The following is an 18848-nucleotide window of genomic DNA, read 5'->3' as shown; positions in this document are numbered from 1 at the left end:
AAAAATTAACTTGACCTTCACGATGAAAGCGGTTATATTGAGGTTGTAAATAATACGTTATATAACGTTATATAAAGGAGAGACTACAGATGAGCGTAGCGAAAGTCATTAGCACGATTCATGAACAGACCGAAAACGGAATCTCGGAGGTTTATCTGGTCGCCTGTGGCGGATCCCTGGTAGATATGTATCCGTCCAAATATTTTCTGGAGAGCGAAGCCCAAAAGGTGGTAACGGGCCTTTATACGGCCAATGAATTCGTCCATGCCTTGCCGAAGCGCTTGAACAAGGACTCCGTGGTTATCGTTTGCTCCCATGGCGGCAATACGCCCGAGTCGGTGGAAGCGGCCAAAGTGGCCAAACAACGCGGAGCTCACACCATCGGTTTGACGCATAATAAGGAAGCGGGGCTGCTGAAATACACCGACCATCCTTTCTTATACGAATGGGGCGCGGACAGCGATGTGAAGAACAACCCGATGGCGATCATTCTGGAATTGGTCGTAGAAATCCTGAACGTTACGGAAGGGTATGCCCATTACGAAGCGTTTAAAAACGGCATTCAGAAAATCAACGGTATTATTGTGGAAGGCAAGAAGTTGGTGGGACCCCGCGCCAAGGCATTCGCGGAAAAATACCGGAGTGAAGAGTTGTTCTACATTCTCTCCAGCGGAGCTTCTTTCGGACATGCTTACGGGTTTGCCATCTGTTCTTTGATGGAAATGCAGTGGCTTAACGCGGCTCCGATCCATTCCGGCGAATACTTCCACGGTCCGTTTGAGGTGACCGATAAAGAAACGCCGTTTATCCTAATGATGAATGAGGGGCGTACCCGCGCACTGGATGAGCGCGCTCTGACTTTCCTAAATAAATACGCGGCAAAAGTGGAAGTCGTGGACGCCAAGGAATTGGGACTGAACACCATCGCCGATGAAGTTGTGGAATTCTTTAACCCCGTCTTGTTCTACAGCATCTTGTGCGTATACCGCGAAGAGCTGGCGGACATTCGCAATCATCCGTTGGAGACCCGCCGTTACATGGGGAAAGTGGCATACTGAACTGAAACAGGGGGGATATAGCATGAAAGTATTGGGCATTGGCGATAACGTTGTGGACAAGTATGTTCACTTGGGCGTGATGTATCCGGGAGGCAACGCGTTGAATTTCAGCGTGTTTGCCAAGAAGCTGGGCGCGGACGCGGCATTTGTCGGCGTGTTCGGAGATGACCGGGAAGCCCGCCATGTCGAGCGGGCTTTAAATGAACTGGAAATCGATATCAGCCGGTGCCGCCATCACCGGGGGGAAAACGGCTGTGCGCGTGTTACGCTGGAAAACGGGGACCGCGTCTTCCTCGGAAGCAATGAAGGCGGCGTCACCCGATTGAATCCGCTTTCACTTAGCGAGGAAGACCGGTCGTACATCCGGGAGTTCGCCGTAATGCATACCGGCCTGTACAGCCATACGGGACATTTGCTGCCTGAACTGCAAAGCCTTGGCGTACCCGTTTCTTTCGATTTCTCCGACGACTTTGAAGAAGCGGAGGTCGAACGGCATATTCCTTACGTTGATTTCGCCTTCTTCTCGTGCAGTCATATGAGCGAGGAGGAAACGATCCGTTATATTCAAACCAAACGAGCCCGGGAAGGCCAGATTATTGTGGCTACCCGGGGCAGCGACCGGGCTGTGGCTTTTGACGGGGCGCGCCTATATTATCAGGCCCCTGAGTTGGTGGAAGCCGTAGATACGATGGGGGCGGGAGATTCATTCATCGCGGCGTTCCTGCTCCGTTACCTCAAGGACCGCAATATCCAGGCGGCGATGGAAGAGGGTTCCCGGTTCGCCGCGGCCAGTTGCCTGGTGGAAGGGTCTTTCGGTTTCGGCGTGTCCTACGAATGACGGTTATGGCGACTAACCATCTTCTTGTATTATCCAGTAACGTTTGATACGCTTTAAGCAAAGAGTTTATAACGTTATAGTACAAGAGAGGGTCCTATGTTAAATTCTGATCATCCCGAACCATTATATATCCAACTTAAGAAAGCGATTCAGGCGGCGATTCATAACGGAACTTTTCAGCAAGGTGAGAAGATTCCCACGGAAACGGAATTGAGCGATCGCTATCAGGTCAGCCGGATTACCGTCCGGAAGGCCGTTGAAGAATTGGCGCAGGAAGGATATTTGACCAAGCGGCAGGGAAAAGGCACTTTTGTAAGCCATCCCAAAATCGGTCGCAAAATCGAGCATGTGATCGGATTCACGGCGGCATGCAAGGCGAACGGTTTGACCTCGCACAGCCGGGTGACCCGGAAGGAAATCATCGTTCCCGATTCCGATTTAGCGGTTGCCCTGCAGTTGGCTGAAGGGGAGAAGGCGATCTATATTCAGCGAACAAGATACGCCGGCGACAGCCCGCTCATGCTGGAGAACAATTACTATCCGGCATCGCGCTTCTCGTTTCTTATGGATGAAACGCTGGAAGGTTCGCTCTATGATCTGTTGCGGGATAAATACGGGATTGATCCGAACCAGCCCGGGGAAACGACGCTGGAAATCGTTCTGGCGGACGAGGACAAGGCGCGTCTATTGGAAACGTCCATCGGAAAACCGCTTTTTTACATGAAAACGATGATCTATGACCAGCACGGATTACCGGTACATGCCGGTAGACAGTTCATGATCGGAGACAGATATCAGTTCACCTTATAGAGGTTCCGTCCTTTTGCCGAAAACCTCATACCCTTCTTTCCTTGAACAAAGGGGAAAGGTAAACATCACGATATAACGTTATAATACGTATGGTAAAAGGACGGAGAAAACTGTCGCGGAAAATTAGGAGGGGTAAATATGCAAGCTTCCCATGCCACAATGAACGCATTTGCCGATCTCGTTCTCGTATCGGATGCGATCTTTACCGGTAAGAAATCTGGAGCCGGCCCCGGTTTTGTTGCGGTAAAAGGCGATGTTATCACCGCCGTCGGGCCAAAATCGGCGTTTCGGGAATGGATTGGGCCGGAAACGAAAATATATGATTTTAAAGATGAATTGATTATGCCGGGAATTCATGACAACCATGTGTTTTTTACCGGTTATATGTCGATGCACCGTGGCCTGGATTTATCCGAAACCGCCTCCGTTCAGGAGGCGCTGCGTTTGCTGGTGAAATACGCGGACAAACTTCCGAAAGGCAAAAATGTATACGCTTTCGGTTGGGACCGGGAAACCTGGGGCGAACTGCCGGACCAGACATTGCTGGACGGTGCCATTCCCGATCGGGCGGTGGTGGCGATCAACCGTTCGAAGAATTATTGCTGGATGAACGGAGCCGCCATAGATAAGTATGGATTTAAACCGGATGAATGCAGCGCGGAAGCAAGGGCCGAACTGCTGAAAGAAATGCTCCGGGACAAGGAACTGGTCACATCGGAGTTTCTTGATTTTGCCCAGATGCTTGCTGGGCGTGGGGTGACGTCGATCAAGGACATCGGCTTTGACGATTACAGCGGTTTACTGCCGGTCTTGACGGAATTGGAAGCGAGCGGGCGTCTGCCGTTACGCGTACATTTCGCCCTGGAACCTGTTCTGGAACCGCTTAACATTCCGTTTGGTCTGGAGTGTCAGGGCAAGTACCGTAGCGATCAGCTTCGTTTTCAGGGGTTCAAGATTATGCTGGATGGCGTGGTGGCCAATCACACGGGAGACATGCTGGAGCCTTATGCCGATCTGCCGGGAGTGACCAATCTGAGGCCGGTGGATTACGAGGCGATTAAGGCTGCGGTGCTGGAGGCGGACCGTAACGGACTGAAATGTACATTGACGGCCGAAGGCGACGCGGCGATCCGAAGGGCGGTATCCATCCTGGAAACGTGCCGAGAACAAAACGGGGAGCGGGATGCAAGACATTCCATCAGCGATCTGGAATACCCTCACCCGGATGATCTGAAGCGGATGGCCGCGGCGGGAATTTTTGCGGAGGTGTACGCCCAGGTCATGCTGCTGAATCCGTCCTACAAAGAGGCCTACATGGCCGAAGTGGTGGGGAAGGATAGAGAAAGCCGGTTTTACGATTATAAGAGCATGTTGGATGCCGGCGTTACGATCACCATCGGGACGGATCTCCCTCTGTTTATCTCGAGCGTTCCGGATTCCATTTACGCCGCCAGCGCCCGGTTATTTCCGGATGCGAGCCCGCCCGGAGGATGGTACCCTGAAAAAGGAATGCCGGTGGAAGAAGTGCTTAAAGCGTGGACAATCAACGGAGCGAAACACTGTTTTATGGAGGACCGGACAGGCACGCTTGAGGCGGGAAAACTGGCGGATATCGCCGTTTTTGACCGGAATCTGCTGCAAACTCCCGCGAATGAGCTGAGGGACGCGCGAGCGGTACTGACCATTGCCGGCGGAAAGATCGTTCATGATCAGCGGAGTTAACACCCCCTGGATAAGACATCTCATAATGTTATATTTTGTGAATAATCCAATTCCGGAATGAGGGATTAAGATGGAAACGGGAAAAAAGAGACTCAAATGGTCGCTGCCTCACAGCTATACTCTGATATTCTTTATCATGATCTTAATGGCGGCGTTGACTTGGATTGTGCCGAGCGGGCAATTTGAACGCCAGGAGGTCACGGTGGACGGTGTGACCAAATCGGCTATCGTCCCCGGCACATATCATGAGGTAAGCAAACATGGCGAGGGAACCGATTTACGCCAAGGGATACCGCAAATTTTAAGCGCTCCCATGGAGGGGATCATCAACGCCGTCGATGTCGTCGCTTTTGTACTCGTTGTAGGCGGCGCCTTCGGTATCATTCTCCAGACCGGAGCGATCGACCGAGGGTTGCTCGCGTTGGCCCGACGGCTTAAAAGCAAAGGAATTCTGGTCATACCGATCGCCATGGTGATCTGTAGTCTCGGCGGGTCGACCTTCGGAATGAGCGAAGAAATCATCCCGCTGTACGCGATCTTTATTTCGTTGATGTTTGCGCTGGGCTTCGATTCGATGACCGCCATCCTGATTCTTTTCCTGGGGACCCAAATCGGTTATGTCGGATCGACGACCAATCCGTTTTCCGTGCTGATTGCGCAAGGGATCGCGGGAGTTCAAGGCAATCCGCAGTTGTGGCTTCGATTTATCGAATGGATCGTATTTACCGGCATCTCCATCGCCTTTACGATGTGGTATGCGCACCGGGTGAAGAAACATCCGGAAAAGTCCGTTGTTTTCAAAAATGACCTGATAAACAGGCCGCTGTTCCTTAAAGAAGATACCGGGGAAGAAATCGACTTTTCCCTGCGGGACAAATTGATTATTTCCGGGTTCGTGGTCACTTTGGGGCTGATTGTTTGGGGAATTCTGACAAAGGGCTGGTATATGACGGAGATCGGGGCGCTCTTCTTTGCGCTTGGGCTCTTTGCGGGTTTGGTATCCAGGATGAATCAACGCGAAATGGCGGAAAACTTTGTGAAAGGCTGCGGAGAGTTCGTCTATGCGGCTGTCATTATCGGCTTGGCCCGGGGCATTCTGGTGCTTGCCGAAAACGGGATGATCATCGATACGATCCTGAATTATCTCTCCGATTTGCTGAAAGGTCTGCCGAATTACGCGTTTACCACCATCATGCTGCTGGTTCATAATATCATTACATTCTTCGTGCCGTCCTCTTCCGGCGAAGCGGCGTTGACCATGCCTGTCCTCGCTCCGCTCGGCGACTTGGTTGGAATCAACCGTGAAGCGATCGTAACGACTTATCAATTCGGCAACGGTCTGACCAATCTGATTTCTCCGACGGGCGGAGTATTGCTCGCGGGGCTCGCTATCGCCCGTATCAATTTCGGCCAATGGCTTAAAGTGATTATGAAGCTCTTCGTCGTGCTTTGGATCATTGCGGCCGTCTTCTCGGCGGTTTCGGCTATCGTAGGCATGTAAAGGTAAAGCGGTACTTTTGTTGTTGCCCTAGCCGTCGTAGAACTCTTCCCGCAGCTGTTCTTCTTCCGCGACGGCCTGAATTTCATCGGGGCCGATCTGAAAATACAGGTATCCGTCCTGTGCCTGTTTTTTCAGGGCCCGTTCTTTCATATATTTAGGGCTGGCCTCCCCGGCTTCTTCATCGTAAACCAGGAGAATGCCGTCCGTTTTTCGCAGCAGCAGCTCGTCGCGGGCCGTAAATTGCCATCTTCCCTGGTACCCTTCTTTGCTGACCGAGCCGTAATAATCCAGTTGACGCACCAAATCGCGGTAATACGCCTGTTTTTCCTCGTTCCACTGTTCTTCGGGGTGGCTGAAGGCGGTTATGATGGAGCATTTCAAATGCGGATACTCCTCCTTCAACTGAAGGGCGGCTTCGCAAGCCCACAGATCGACGCCGTACTGCCCGGGGGTGATTACCCATTCCAATCCTTCATCCAGGAGAGGCAGGAGCCGGTTGATGATGGCTTGTCTGATGAAAGGAATGCCGTGATGTTTATTGTTGTATATGCCAAGCTCGTGGGCTCGGTAACCGGTGACCAGCAAGTTTTTCAACACGCTTCTTCCTTCCGTTGGCGGGATTCTGTCCATTAACATTATAAACCATACATGGCAGTAAATCATGAAAAAACAAGAGGAGGTAGGACAAAAATACCATAAATTTAAAGGGATTATATGTCGAAATGAGCCTTTTTGCCCTGTCATCCCTTCCATACTTTAGGTAATATCGTTAAGAATACATATTCTAGGAGGACAAAGATTTGAAGAAATTAACAGCAGTATTACTGGGGGCAGCACTGGTACTTAGCATTACGGCATGCGGCAAAGAGAAAGCGGCTGAAGGCGGCGCTAACCAAGCGGCGAACGGCGGCGCAAATAAAGCTGCAGAAACAACAACCAATACGCCGGCGGAAACAAAGGTTCCTACTGTAGATGAATTGATGGCGAAATCCACGGAAGCCAGTGAAAAGCTGAAAAGCATGGCTATGGACTCCAAAATCAGCCAAAACATCGTCGTGAAGCAAGGCGAGCAGTCGCAAGAGCAAAAGATCGACATGACGCTGAAAATGGATATCGTTAAAGAACCGATGGAAATTCATCAAGTGATGGATATGTCCATGGGGGCGCAAGGAAGCCAAAACATTGAGCAGTACATTACGCAAAACGGCGTTTACTCCAAAGTAGGCGAAGCTTGGACGAAGATGCCTGAAGCGGAAAGCAAGCAAATCTTGGACAGCATGAAGCAATCGGCGAGCCCGGAGGCTCAACTGCAGCAATTCAAATCGATCGCCAGCGAAGCGAAAGTGGTTGAAGAAGGCGACGAATATGTATTGAGCGCGGATTTGTCCGGCGACGGCGTGAAGGACTTGGCAAAGAACTTGATGAACCAATCGGGCGGCCAAAATGAGCAAACTGCGGCAATGCTGGATCAAATGAACATCAAGAACATCAAGATTTCCTATGCCGTAAACAAAGACACATTCCTGCCGACGAAGTCCAATGTTAAAATGTCCATGGAAATGAGCGTGGAAGGACAAAGCGTAACGCTTGACATGGATATGGACAGCACGATTTCCAAGTATGACGAACTCACGAAAATCGAAATTCCTCAAGAAGTATTGGATAGCGCGAAGTAAGTTCCAATGATGAGGAGAAGCCGGCCCCAAACGGGGCCGGTTTTTTTGGCCTGTTGAGCTGGCGAAGCGTGCGAAACAAAAAAACACCTGCTATGCGGGTGGTGAAGTGATGTGATGCGCCTAGTGTGCTTCCAAACGTTCAACTCCAAAAAGATGCAAATCTGCAGGTATTTCAAGCGATTTTAGAGAAACGAGCCGGTTTCGTCGAAAATTCCTGCAGATTTGCAGGAATTTTAAAATTTTTGACCCCAAACAAGAAAAAACATGCACATATGCAGGAATTCTATATTATCAAGGTTGTCTGACGGGAGGAGGGGGATGATTCATAGGATCAAGCAAAAAAGCCCTGCGGCCGAAGCCTCGGGCTTATCCATCCGATTAGACAAATTGACAACGGTTACAATTATCCGTGGATCGACATTAGCGTGAACGCGATATAGAAGACGGCGTAGAAAACGCCCAAACCGATAATCCAACCGAAGATCCCGCTTTTAGTTTTACTGCTTCCAGGTTCCCACATCGAAAGTCAGCTCCTTTTTCGCAGTGCCGTTTATTTTGTGAACATTCTGTGTCTTATCTATATTATTGAACATTTTGTGACTAAAATCAAACATTTTTTTGAACATTATTTAATTTTTTTATAAAAAAGCAGCCCACGGATGTTTCTCCATAGGCTGCGCTAACGCCGGATTTACTTTTTTTGCGGAGAAAACCCTTCTTCGGTCAGGTATTCCCCGGCTTCCTCCCGTGTCTCAAACACCATTTCCAGGTTTTGCCCGGCAAAGATATACCATAGGTCGTCTTCATATTTCAGGGTCAACACCGCACCGTCCGCGTTCCGCCAAAGGCCTCCCGGCGTCTCTTTGTGGAAAGCGCCATGCATAGGATCCGGCCGTCCGGCCTCCGAATCTTCGCGAACCGACAGGGAGCGAATCGACCGGTCCAAAAGATCCCGCAGCTCTTGTTCGTTATATTCCCGAATATTTACATAGCCTTTATCGTCCGTTTCATAACCCTCCAGCAAGCCGGCATATACGTACCCGTTCCCGTTGGGATGAAGATGATAAGCTACCGTTTTTTTATCGTGGACGCTTTGCTCATACTGGTAATTTACGCGTCCCAGCGATACATTTCTTCGCTCCAGTTCCGGATAGGAATCCAGAATTTGCAGCTTCTGTTCAAAAGTAAGCATGATTCGCCTCCGCCGTCATTCGTCTTTTCGCAAACAGCTTCAGTATAACGGATGGGCCCGGGGAGAATCAAAGGGATTTCTCATGAGGGCGCCATCGTAGTTCATAAACCTGGTAAAAGGGTACATGTTATTAGATGACTGTGAAGGAGGAGGAAGCATGAGAGGGCCTGAGACCAAAAAAGTGAAATGGGGCATCATGGGGACGGGTACCATCGCTGAGCAGTTTGTGGCGGACCTGGCCCATACGACCAATGGGGTCGCCTATGCCGTCGGATCGCGCCAGCCCGGGCACGCCGCGGTCTTTGCCTCGCAATTCGGAATACCGCGGGCATACGGAAGTTACATGGAACTTGTCAATGATCCTGAGGTTGATGTGATCTACGTCGCGACACCGCACCGTTACCATTTGGAAAATACGCTCAATAGTCTGCGGGCGGGCAAAGCCGTCCTGTGCGAAAAGCCGATTACCGTGAACAGCCGCGAACTGGAGCTGCTGATTTCAGCCGCGAGGGAACGCGGGCTGTTTGTCATGGAGGCGATGTGGATGCGGTTTCTGCCTCCCATGCGCAAAGCGATGGAGTGGATCGAATCCGGCCGCATCGGCGAGGTCCGGCTGGTTCAAGCGGAATTCGGCATTATGGCGGACTGGGAGCCGGAGGGGCGGCTGCTGAACCCCGAGCTGGCGGGCGGGGCTCTGCTGGACGTGGGCATTTATCCGGTCGCTTTTGCCTCCATGGTGTTCGGTACGCTCCCCCGGGAAATCTGGAGCACGGCCCGGATCGGCGAAACCGGAGTGGATGAGCAGTTTTCGGCGCTGCTCACCTATCCGTCGGGAGGCGTGGCGTCCCTGCACGGGGCGATCCGGCTGGGGCTCGGAAACGAGGCGGTCATTCACGGGACGAAGGGATGCATCGTGCTCCCCTCGATCAATAAGGCGCCCTCGGTCACGCTGTACATCGGCGGGGAAGCTGTGGAGACTTTTGCGGACGAGCGGAAAGGAAAAGGGTACGAATACGAGGCGGAAGAGGTGGGCCGCTGTCTATTGGAGGGCCGGACCGAAAGCGCGATCATGCCGCTTGCCGCTTCGCTGCAGGTGATGGAACAGCTGAGCACGATCCGGACGCAATGGGGTTTGCGCTATCCTTTTGAATAGTCGGAGAAGAATAAAGTTGGTGTTTCGCTTATCCTGCTGATAGAATTAATATAGTCACTATGAAATTATTGTCGGGAGGGAAACTCTATCATGGGAGAAGCAGGCGGAACAATCAAATGGGGCATCATGGGTACCGGATGGATCGCCGAGAGATTTGCCGAGGATTTGGCGTACGTCGGTAACGGGGAAGGATTGGCGGTCGGATCGCGGACTTTTGAAAGCGCTAAAAAGTTCGCGGATCAATTTGGGTTGCCCCGCGCTTACGGCAGCTATGCGGATTTGGTGGCCGACCCGGACATCGATGCGATTTACGTGGCCACGCCGCATCCTTATCACCGCGAGAACGTGCTGACCGCTCTGAATGCGGGCAAAGCCGTTTTGTGCGAAAAGCCGTTCACCGTAAACAGCGCCGAGTTGGAGCCCTTGGTACATACGGCCAAGCAGAACAAGCTTTTTTTGATGGAAGCGATGTGGACCCGGTTTTTGCCGCCGATCGTTCAGGTCAGAACGTGGCTGGAGGAAGGGCGGATCGGGGAAGTGAAGCTGCTTAAAGCGGAATTCGGTTTCCGCAGCGACTGGAATCCCGAAGGCCGCTTGCTGAATCCGCGGCTTGGAGGCGGCGCGTTGCTGGATGCGGGAATTTATCCGGTTTCCTTCGCTTCCATGATCTTTGGAACGAAGCCGGAGCGTATCTCGAGTACCGTCCACATCGGGGAGACGGGCGTGGATGAACATTTTTCCCTTCTGCTGGATTACGGCCAGGGGAAATCGGCCTCTCTGCACGGGGCCGTCCGACTGGCCTTGACGAATGACGCCTATATACACGGAACGGAAGGTTCGATCTATATTCCGTCGTTCCTCAACGCGAAGGAAGCCTACCTGCGGGTAGCCGGGCAAGAGGAAGTGAAGTTCACGGACGACCGGCCGTCTACGGGATACGCGTTTGAAGCGGAAGAGGTGGGGCGCTGCCTGCTGAATGGCCTGACGGAGAGCCCGTCCATCACGCTGGAAGAGTCGCTCGGCATCATGAAGCTTCTCGACGAAATCCGGGGACAATGGAATTTGAAATATCCGTTCGAGTAAAAGAGAAACGGCAGCCGCGGCTGCCGTTTTGTTTTATTCTTTGGTGTGATGTATCAGCGATTCGACAAAAAGCTTCATCTGCTGGCTGGCCTCGTTCAGTTGATCGATGACCGTCATGAACTCCGTCACCAGAACGGCTTGCTCCTGCGAGGAGTGGACGATTTGCGAGAAATCGGTTTCTAGCCGGCGGATGGAGTCTTGGACGCTGGTCAACGTCGAAGAGATATTGGCGGTGGCTTCTTTCGTGCTGACCGACAATTTGCGGACTTCTTTGGCCACCACTTCGAAGCCGGCTCCGAGTTCACCGACTCGGGCCGCTTCGATCGCCGCGTTCAGTCCCAGCAGATTGGTCTGCTCGGAAATTTCTTTGATAAACCCGATCGTATGGTTCATCTCGGAGGAGTTCTCCACGGTTTGCTTGGTGTTGGCCAGCATATTTTCGCTGGTTGCCGTTAGTTCTTCGGAATGGGCGGCTACGGTCTGTACCATATCGACCAGACGGCCGGCGATAGAATCCATCATCAGCATGTTCTCTTCCAGCTTCAATTGGTTCTCCATGGACTGGGCGGTTGCCAAGGCTCCGATAATGGTGCCTTGCTCATCCCTGACCGGGATGGCGGACGCGAGAATCGGAAATCCATAGATTTCCGCGGGAAGTTGGGTGGAAGAGATTTGACCGGCCAGCGCGGTCCTCAGGTTTCGGTCCTCCGCCGGAATGGGATCGCCGGGCTTGATTTGAAAATCGATAGCCTGAGAGGGTTCGTAGAGCAGAAATTTTTCCAGATCGGTGATTCCAATCATGATGTCGCCTTTGATCATTTTTTGCATGTAAGGGACCGATTCGATTAGGCTATCCAAAATACTCATCCGTTGATCAACCGCCTATTCATTATTTTTACATAGATTATATAGTACATCCCGAAACGGTGACAATATTTGATATTTTCTGCGCGTTCCCGGTTTGGCGGTTTGGGCGGTATGGGCATAGGACGGGTTTGAAGGGAATACAATGATGCGGAAGGCGGTTTGCGGCGGGCCATGAAAAACAGGAAGCAGCCTCAAGGCTAGGAACTTGTGCTCGAATGGCGCCGGGCTGCTTCCTTGCGCACTGTGACGACACGCTATAAGGGACTCAAAACGGGATAAGCTTACAGTCATTTGGCTTTTGCACCGGTCTGACCTGCCGGGCCGGCGCCATCGATGCTTTCTTCGAGATTTCTGACTTGCTCGGATAACTCCTGGATCGTGGAGCTCATCGTATCCAGTTTTTTACCGACGGTTTCCAGTACATACTTGATGAGGATAAAGCACAGCGTAACGGGGAATCCAACATTCGCCACCATCGAGACAATGTCCGTGACCTGCATGTTCAGGGCCTCCTTTCTCTGAAAATTCCCTTTCACTTATATAGAGAAAAAAATTGTCCACGGTAACAACCAATAATTAGAAAAAATGTTATAATTAAAATTAACTCGCATATTAATGGTTGTAGGTTCAACCTTCACATTTCCCTATACATAGAAGATGAAGATGGAAGGGGGAGGTTAATTTGAAGGAACAAACAACCGCGTATGAGCAATATCGCAGAGAAGTTTATCGGATCGCCTGGAGGGTACAGTACAAAGCCAAAGTTGTGAAAAGACGGGAATGTTCATTCAACGGATTCGAACCGGCCGTATCCAGTTTTACCTCATCTTCTGATAACAAAATGTTGATTCGTCAGCTGATCGATGCCTTGCCTTCAACTACGGGGCGTATGATCATTTATAAGATTTATTTGCAAGACAAGACCGAGCGTGAGGTAGCCCTTGAATTGAATATGACTCAGCAAGGGGTGAACAAATGGAAGCGCAAAATGATCCAAGAGTTGTCCCGGATGATGAGTTCCTGACTTTGCTTCATCGGGCGAAACAGAACGACCCGGAGGCCGTACTGCAGTTGATTGAACTTTATAAAGGGGATATCTTGCGGGTCAGCAAGTACATTCATTCGCCGGCCGAGGATGCGGTATCCGACATCATTCTGGAGTTTCTGGAATTGATCAAGGAGCAGGAAGATCAGGACAAGTGAAGGTTTTTTTGCCGCCGCGACAAGTACGGCGGCTTTTTTTGCGCCTTCGGCGCTGTCCGGCGGGGCGCGTGCGTATGGCATATGGCGGCGCCATTGCGTTCTCGCGCAGGCAAGCTAAATTCCTGCAAAAGCGCAGGCTTTCCCGCCGCGATTTCGAATAAATCAAAAATTCCTGCAAAGATGCAGGTATTTTCGGAGAAATGGGCCCGACGGGCCGTTTATCCCGAAAAAGGATGCGGATTTGCAGGAATTTCGCTGCCGAGCCCTGACTCGGCCGGAAAAGCCTGCATTATTGCAGGCTTTTGTGAGTCAGGGGGCAAACAGGGAACAAGCCCGGATAAAAGTCCGGGCTTGTTGTCCAGCGGGGCGGCTTAGCGTGGGGTTAGCTCAAGCCGCCCTGTGTTTCCGGGGCCGCGGGCACAGCCGGAGCCCCCTCGGCGGCCGGCGCGGCCGGCGTATCGGGCTGCCGCTCGCCGCCGCTCGGGGCCGGGGCCGGAGACTCGCTGCTAAGCGGCTCCTCCGCACCGGCGCCCGGTTCAGGGGCGGTCGGCCCCGCCGGAGCCTCCGCCGCAGGGACTTGCGGTCCCTCCGGCCCTTCGTTCACTTCCGGCGCTTCCGGAGCCGGCGGCGCGGTCACCGGCACATAGGGCTTCACGACCAGCACGCTCGCCGTGAAAGTGTGGCCCCGGTAAACGGCCGTTAAGGAAGTGAGCCCCGGCTTGAGGCCGTAGAGGAAGCCGCGCTCATCCACCCGGGCGATTTCGGGGTCGGCGACCGTAAACCGGGTTTCCCCGTTCACGATCGAGGTATGCCCGGACTCGTCGGTAAATAGAGCCTGGGTATCCAGCTCACCGCCGATCATCAGCGAATAATCCTCCGAGTCCAGGGAGAACCGCCCGGGCGTTTCGCCAGGGATGTCCGTCACCGTTACCGGCAGTCTAGCGGAGAATCCGGCATATTCGGCGACGATTTCCGTCGTCCCGAGGGACACGCCCGTAACGAAGCCGTCGCGATCCACGGCGGCGATTTCCGGATTTCGCGAGGTGAATACGGTCTGGTTCGTGATGATCGACGCGGTTCCATCCGCATAAACCGCCTCAACGACGCTAGGCTTGCGTTCGCCGACGCCAAGCTCCAGCGCCGGATCCGTAAACCGGAGTTCCTTCAGATTCGCCGAAGGCTGCCCGCTTTCGCCGGACACCTTGATCAGCTGCATCAGGTACCTCTCGTTTAATTTAACTTGACTCGTCATAAGAAAAGCGCCGTCCGGGCTGTACGTACCTTTCTCGATATATCCCAATCCCGGGCCTCCAAACCGGAGATGTCCGGTCACATTCCCGTCGTGGTCTATCCGCAAAATTTGATACTGCGACGACGAAGTATACACATCCTCGCGGATGGTGTGGCGCCCAAGCAGCGCATAACCATCCGGAGTCGAAACCAGTTGTTGGAAGAAATGCTCACCCTCATCAAGCGGGTAGGTTTTCTCCCACAGGATCTCTCCGTTTTCATCCATTTTGAACACGAACGGCACCTGCTTACCGTCCTGACGCGTCATTCCGGAGACCATATAGCTTCCGTCCGACGTCATCTGTATGGACCAAGCGGAGCGGCCGCTGCCGGGAAAAACCTGCTGTTTTTCCCATTGCACCTTACCATTCGCGTCGACTTTCACGACCAGGGAGGCGTCGGAATCCGAGTGCATCACGCTGTCGATTTTACCGACCGCCAGAACGCCGCCATCCGGAGTCGCCCTGACGTCATTAAAGGTCTGGTTATCGCCAAGAGAGAAAGTTTTGTGCCACAGTTCGTTCCCCTCCCGGTCCACCTTCATCAGATAAGCCGGAGCTTCGCCCCAGGAATTGGCGCCATAGCCCGTAAAGACAAATCCGCCATCCACAGTCTCCGTAGCGGATTCCGCATAAAAATGAGTGTAGTCCGAAAGGTGGTAATAGCGGGACCATTCGACACTTCCTTGGTTGTCCAACTTAGCCAAATAGGGAATGTTTAAAGGTCTGGCGGTCCGGTCCGTCGCGGCTCCGCTCACCAAATAACCGCCTTCCCGTACGGGGATGATCCCTTGGGCCGTGACGCCATCCGTATAGGGGTCTCCGGTAACATTCAAGGTTTGCTCCCATAGGGTGCGGCCGCTCTCATCCGTTTTTACGACGTATCCAAAAGAAGTTGAGCTGTTGCTTACGTCACCGACGGCAAGGTACCCTCCATCGGTAGCGGAGATAACCGAGTTTCCTTTGGAAGATCTAAAAGCTTGTCCAAACTCGAAGCTCCACTCGATTTTCGGCGTGCCCGGTTTTTCCGGAGACGCGGCGGCCTTACCGGTTCCCGGCCAAACGGTCCAGGCCAGCAGGCAGCTAAGGGATATGGCAGTGAGTCTTTTCAATAATTGAGACATCAGCAGTTCTCCTCTCAAAATGGTTATCAAGGAACATTACCCCATTCCATTATCAAGGAAGACAGAAAAACGGGAAATCCAACAAAACTCTTAAATTCCAGGATTCTGGAAAATAGTCGTAAAGGAGGGGAGGGGCCGATTGGCCGGAAAGTGCGAATTAATAAAGTAGCTAATTACTGGTACATTGTATTCGCACTTCCAAGAAATTTATGGTAACCTTTTATATACCTACAACTGGTTTTATGGGTACTATGGGGGAAATCGGTTGGGGAATTATGTAAAAGGGGAATATGTACCAAATGAAGATGAAGAAACAAACGGCAGCGGCAATAGCCCTAGCTGCGACTCTTGTATCGGGTACCGTGCTGGCAAACACTACTTTTGCGGCAGAGGCTACAAAAACATTGAAAGCGGTATATAGTAACATTAAACTTGTTTACAACGGTCAAACTATCAGTTCTACTTCCGGTCAGGAGCCTTTTGTGGTTGACGGATCTACGTATGTGCCTATCAGAATGGCGGGAGAAGCACTTGGGAAATCACTATATTGGGATGGCGCGGCAAAGCAAATTCAGATTTCGGACCTAACGGCTCCGATTGACCAGGCCACGATCGATAGTTTGAATAAACAGATCAAAGACTTGGAAAGTCAAGTAACCAGTTTGAAAAAAGAGCTTAGCGACGCGAATTCCACCCTTGCCACAAAGAATCAGACCATCGCTTCACTGGAAACGCAACTTAATGCGCAAAAAAATTCAACCAGCAAGGGGAGTCTGGATAAATTAGAAGATAAGTTAAACAAAGACTATGAGGATTATTATAGCAGGTTAGATGCTGAAATATCGCTATCCGGAGACAAAAACGATATCACTGTAAAAGTGGAAGTTGACCAAGACGCTTGGGATGACTTGACCAGCAATAGGAAGAAAACATTTATTCAAGCTATTGTGGATGACATCCTTAAAGAGTTTAATAGAGCTGATGTTAGTGGGACTGTGCGAAACGAAAGCTCCAAGAAATTAACATCGTTCTCCGTCAGCAGCTCCGGTAATGTCACCCTGTCTAGCAGCGGTGTGGCTGATAAGGATGACATGCTTGACAAGTTGAAGAGAAATTTTGGCACTTATCGCGGAATACCGCTGTCCATAAGACTAACTGTGGATGAAGATGATGAAGAAGCTGTTGTGAAGGTCTATGTCGAGAAAGATGATTGGGATAGACTATCAAGCACCGATCAAAACGCTTTGCTGAGAAGGATGATTGATGAATTGGCTAGTGAGTACAGAAATTATGATATCGATGGGTATGTATACGACGACGATAACAATGGAGTTCTGGACAAAAGAGTATAATAAATCATGGTAAGCTTTTACGGCGATCGCAATGACTTTGAAGCGATCGCCGTTTTATTTTTGTGAACTTCTAAACCTTTGCAGAGCACAATTTCGTATGAAAATAGTCCGAGGAATCAAGGGTTCTGGGATGGAGGGACTAATAAATAAATACGACTTAAGATACAGGTTATTTTACTTGTGTTTGAATCTTAAGTCATGCGTTTTTTTCGGATTCGTGTAGTCCGTTAAACCGAAAAATTGCGCTGCATGTTCTTTTTCATTCCGAGTTTCTTCCTATTAAAATAGAGACGGATTTGGCGATGACTACTCTGGACTCGACGTTTGACATCAACACGAGTTTTCTCTTAGGCAGTCCGGGTATTTTTTACATCCTCTGCATTTCTCACTAATTCTTGGCGACTGTTTGGAAGAATCCTACTTTTTCCCCAGTTCCGCAAAAGATATGTCAAAGGGCCTTCCTATACTTGGAAATCGTCCTTCTAAGGGATTATTTATCGTTTTTTGGATTGTCTGTGATATAGGTTACTTGTATAATAGCAAAAGCCAGGGAGGTAAAAATTACTAATTCCTGTGAAAAACCATCTACTAGCAGGTGAACATATGAAATGGCTTATCGTATCCGGTGGATTTCATAGAATAGTGACAAGCTGCTTAGGCCGAAAAATGGAGTCGGTCCATCCGAACGGACTGGAATTGCCGGAGCTCGGGGAGTTCCTGTCCCGCGAAAATCCGGCTCTGGACGGCGTGCTCATTACGGATCAAGCTTTCTCCGGGCGTCCCGGACAGGATCGGGAGGATTTGACGGCCCTGCTCCGATGGATCGAGAACGGGAGAAAACCCGGGATTCCGGTCCTGATCGTGACGCGGGATTATTTGAAACCTCAGGAACTGGCGCCGCTGACTAAAGAATATACGAACATAACGCTGATCGTTTCCGACCAGGTGCGGATTCCATCCGAGGTTTTTGCGGAGGCGATGGATCAGCAGAGCCATAAAAAACTTACCGATATACATAGATCTGCTAAATCAGAACCCAAGCGCGTTACCGAGGAACCTGAGGAGAATAAGCTGCCGGAGAAAAAAAGATCGTTCTTCGACCGTTTCCGCTCCAAACCGGAACCGAAAGCCGAACCGGAGGCGACGGACCGCCTGACCCGGGATTTGCTCAACGTCAGCCGGGGAATCAGCCGCGTTGCCGCCATTACGGGCCATCGGGGAAGCGGATTGACCAGCACGGTCGTCAATTTGGCCCATGAAGCCAGCAAGCGGGGGCTCAGTACGATCATCATCGATATGGATGCGGAGTACCGCAGCACGAACATGTATTTCAGCCGCTTCCATGAGCGGACGAACAAAGACGAGCAGATGAGCGCTTCGCTGATCCGCACGCTGGCCAGGCCGCAGGACTATATGACCACCGCTTTTAATATCAAGGACAACTTTTGGCTTACCGGATTGGGCTATTCTTTTCATGACCGCAAGTTAATGGAACAGTTCTATACGACGGAGAAGCTGATCGGCTTAATTTCCGTCCTGCGAACCAAGTTTAATCTCGTTCTGCTCGATATGCCGCTCGATCTGTTCCGGGTGTTCCGCGAATCGATGATTCATATGGATCTGTTCGGTCTTTGTGTGCCGAACAATCTCCACGCCGTGCTGAGCACCATCCGGAACGTGGAGGTCGTCATGGACCAGGAACGCGCGTCTTACCTGAACGCCAAATCCAAGGTCATCGTGACCAAATACAATGACCGTTCCCGCTTCCAGGACAGCTTGTTCGCTCCGGATAAGGTGAGCGAGCTGCTGACCTCCGGGCTTAGCGACTATTTTCGTTACGAGATGAAAACAGCGGGCTCCGTCCCTTACAGCGACGGGTTCGACAGCCAGATCGAAACGGATATCCCCGCGATCCAGGCGGGCGCCGAGTATGAGAAGGCTTTTGGTCAAATGCTTCTAAGATTGATGGAGGGTGCGTAA

General features: G+C 51.4%; 17 protein-coding genes. 12 read left to right on the top strand and 5 right to left on the bottom strand.

What is annotated here, in order from left to right:
- Window positions 1-89 precede the first annotated feature (89 nt).
- The 5 genes from LBW89_RS12280 to LBW89_RS12260 all read left to right on the top strand — a co-directional run bounded on the left by LBW89_RS12280 (window position 90) and on the right by LBW89_RS12260 (window position 5929).
- Entirely contained in the window at window positions 90-1058 is a 969-nt protein-coding gene (locus LBW89_RS12280; protein WP_148450973.1) for an SIS domain-containing protein, read from the top strand.
- 22 nt (window positions 1059-1080) lie between these two features.
- Window positions 1081-1896 carry a fructoselysine 6-kinase gene (locus LBW89_RS12275; RefSeq protein WP_148450972.1) on the top strand — a complete coding sequence of 272 codons (816 nt, stop codon included), beginning with the start codon at window positions 1081-1083 and terminating at the stop codon, window positions 1894-1896.
- Between the two features lie 96 nt (window positions 1897-1992).
- Window positions 1993-2706, top strand: coding sequence for a GntR family transcriptional regulator (locus LBW89_RS12270; RefSeq protein WP_148450971.1), 714 nt, complete (start codon window positions 1993-1995; stop codon window positions 2704-2706).
- Window positions 2707-2844: 138 nt separating this feature from the next.
- Window positions 2845-4428, top strand: coding sequence for an amidohydrolase (locus tag LBW89_RS12265; protein ID WP_148450970.1), 1584 nt, complete (start codon window positions 2845-2847; stop codon window positions 4426-4428).
- 70 nt (window positions 4429-4498) lie between these two features.
- Window positions 4499-5929 (top strand): YfcC family protein, encoded by a 1431-nt coding sequence (locus LBW89_RS12260; RefSeq protein ID WP_148450969.1) that lies wholly within the window; start codon window positions 4499-4501, stop codon window positions 5927-5929.
- A gap of 27 nt (window positions 5930-5956) precedes the next feature.
- On the opposite strand, the gene LBW89_RS12255 is transcribed toward LBW89_RS12260, so the two are convergent.
- Window positions 5957-6523 carry a DUF1273 domain-containing protein gene (locus tag LBW89_RS12255; protein WP_148450968.1) on the bottom strand — a complete coding sequence of 189 codons (567 nt, stop codon included), beginning with the start codon at window positions 6521-6523 and terminating at the stop codon, window positions 5957-5959.
- A gap of 206 nt (window positions 6524-6729) precedes the next feature.
- On the opposite strand from LBW89_RS12255, the gene LBW89_RS12250 reads away from it, so the two are divergent.
- Window positions 6730-7605 (top strand): DUF6612 family protein, encoded by an 876-nt coding sequence (locus tag LBW89_RS12250; RefSeq protein ID WP_148450967.1) that lies wholly within the window; start codon window positions 6730-6732, stop codon window positions 7603-7605.
- 691 nt (window positions 7606-8296) lie between these two features.
- Here the strand turns inward: LBW89_RS12250 and LBW89_RS12245 are convergent.
- Entirely contained in the window at window positions 8297-8797 is a 501-nt protein-coding gene (locus LBW89_RS12245; protein ID WP_148450966.1) for a hypothetical protein, read from the bottom strand.
- A 157-nt stretch (window positions 8798-8954) separates the two neighbouring features.
- On the opposite strand from LBW89_RS12245, the gene LBW89_RS12240 reads away from it, so the two are divergent.
- Entirely contained in the window at window positions 8955-9950 is a 996-nt protein-coding gene (locus LBW89_RS12240) for a Gfo/Idh/MocA family protein (protein WP_148450965.1), read from the top strand.
- Between the two features lie 90 nt (window positions 9951-10040).
- A complete protein-coding gene (locus LBW89_RS12235) occupies window positions 10041-11033 on the top strand; it encodes a Gfo/Idh/MocA family protein (protein WP_148450964.1) in 993 nt (330 codons plus the stop codon).
- Between the two features lie 33 nt (window positions 11034-11066).
- Here LBW89_RS12235 and LBW89_RS27715 read toward each other — a convergent pair whose 3' ends face one another.
- Complete coding sequence (locus LBW89_RS27715; protein WP_318249365.1) at window positions 11067-11900, bottom strand: methyl-accepting chemotaxis protein; 834 nt, start codon at window positions 11898-11900, stop codon at window positions 11067-11069.
- Between the two features lie 287 nt (window positions 11901-12187).
- Complete coding sequence (locus LBW89_RS12225) at window positions 12188-12400, bottom strand: hypothetical protein (protein WP_148450962.1); 213 nt, start codon at window positions 12398-12400, stop codon at window positions 12188-12190.
- 182 nt (window positions 12401-12582) lie between these two features.
- Here LBW89_RS12225 and LBW89_RS12220 point away from each other — a divergent pair, with 182 nt between their 5' ends.
- Together LBW89_RS12220 and LBW89_RS12215 are read left to right on the top strand one after the other, a co-directional pair.
- A complete protein-coding gene (locus LBW89_RS12220; protein ID WP_148450961.1) occupies window positions 12583-12924 on the top strand; it encodes a sigma-70 family RNA polymerase sigma factor in 342 nt (113 codons plus the stop codon).
- A gap of 2 nt (window positions 12925-12926) precedes the next feature.
- Window positions 12927-13103, top strand: a complete 177-nt coding sequence (locus LBW89_RS12215) for a hypothetical protein (protein WP_225039225.1) — start codon at window positions 12927-12929, stop codon at window positions 13101-13103.
- A 382-nt stretch (window positions 13104-13485) separates the two neighbouring features.
- Here the strand turns inward: LBW89_RS12215 and LBW89_RS12210 are convergent, their stop codons facing one another.
- Window positions 13486-15516, bottom strand: coding sequence for an Ig-like domain-containing protein (locus LBW89_RS12210; RefSeq protein ID WP_148450959.1), 2031 nt, complete (start codon window positions 15514-15516; stop codon window positions 13486-13488).
- 299 nt (window positions 15517-15815) lie between these two features.
- Here LBW89_RS12210 and LBW89_RS12205 point away from each other — a divergent pair, with 299 nt between their 5' ends.
- Window positions 15816-16868, top strand: a complete 1053-nt coding sequence (locus LBW89_RS12205; protein ID WP_170287045.1) for a stalk domain-containing protein — start codon at window positions 15816-15818, stop codon at window positions 16866-16868.
- A gap of 603 nt (window positions 16869-17471) precedes the next feature.
- Window positions 17472-18848, top strand: a complete 1377-nt coding sequence (locus LBW89_RS12200) for a helicase HerA domain-containing protein (RefSeq protein ID WP_148450957.1) — start codon at window positions 17472-17474, stop codon at window positions 18846-18848.

Source organism: Paenibacillus sp. alder61 (genome assembly GCF_020179875.1).
Taxonomy (GTDB): domain Bacteria; phylum Bacillota; class Bacilli; order Paenibacillales; family Paenibacillaceae; genus Fontibacillus; species Fontibacillus faecis.
This window is presented reverse-complemented; position numbering and strand designations above follow the sequence as displayed.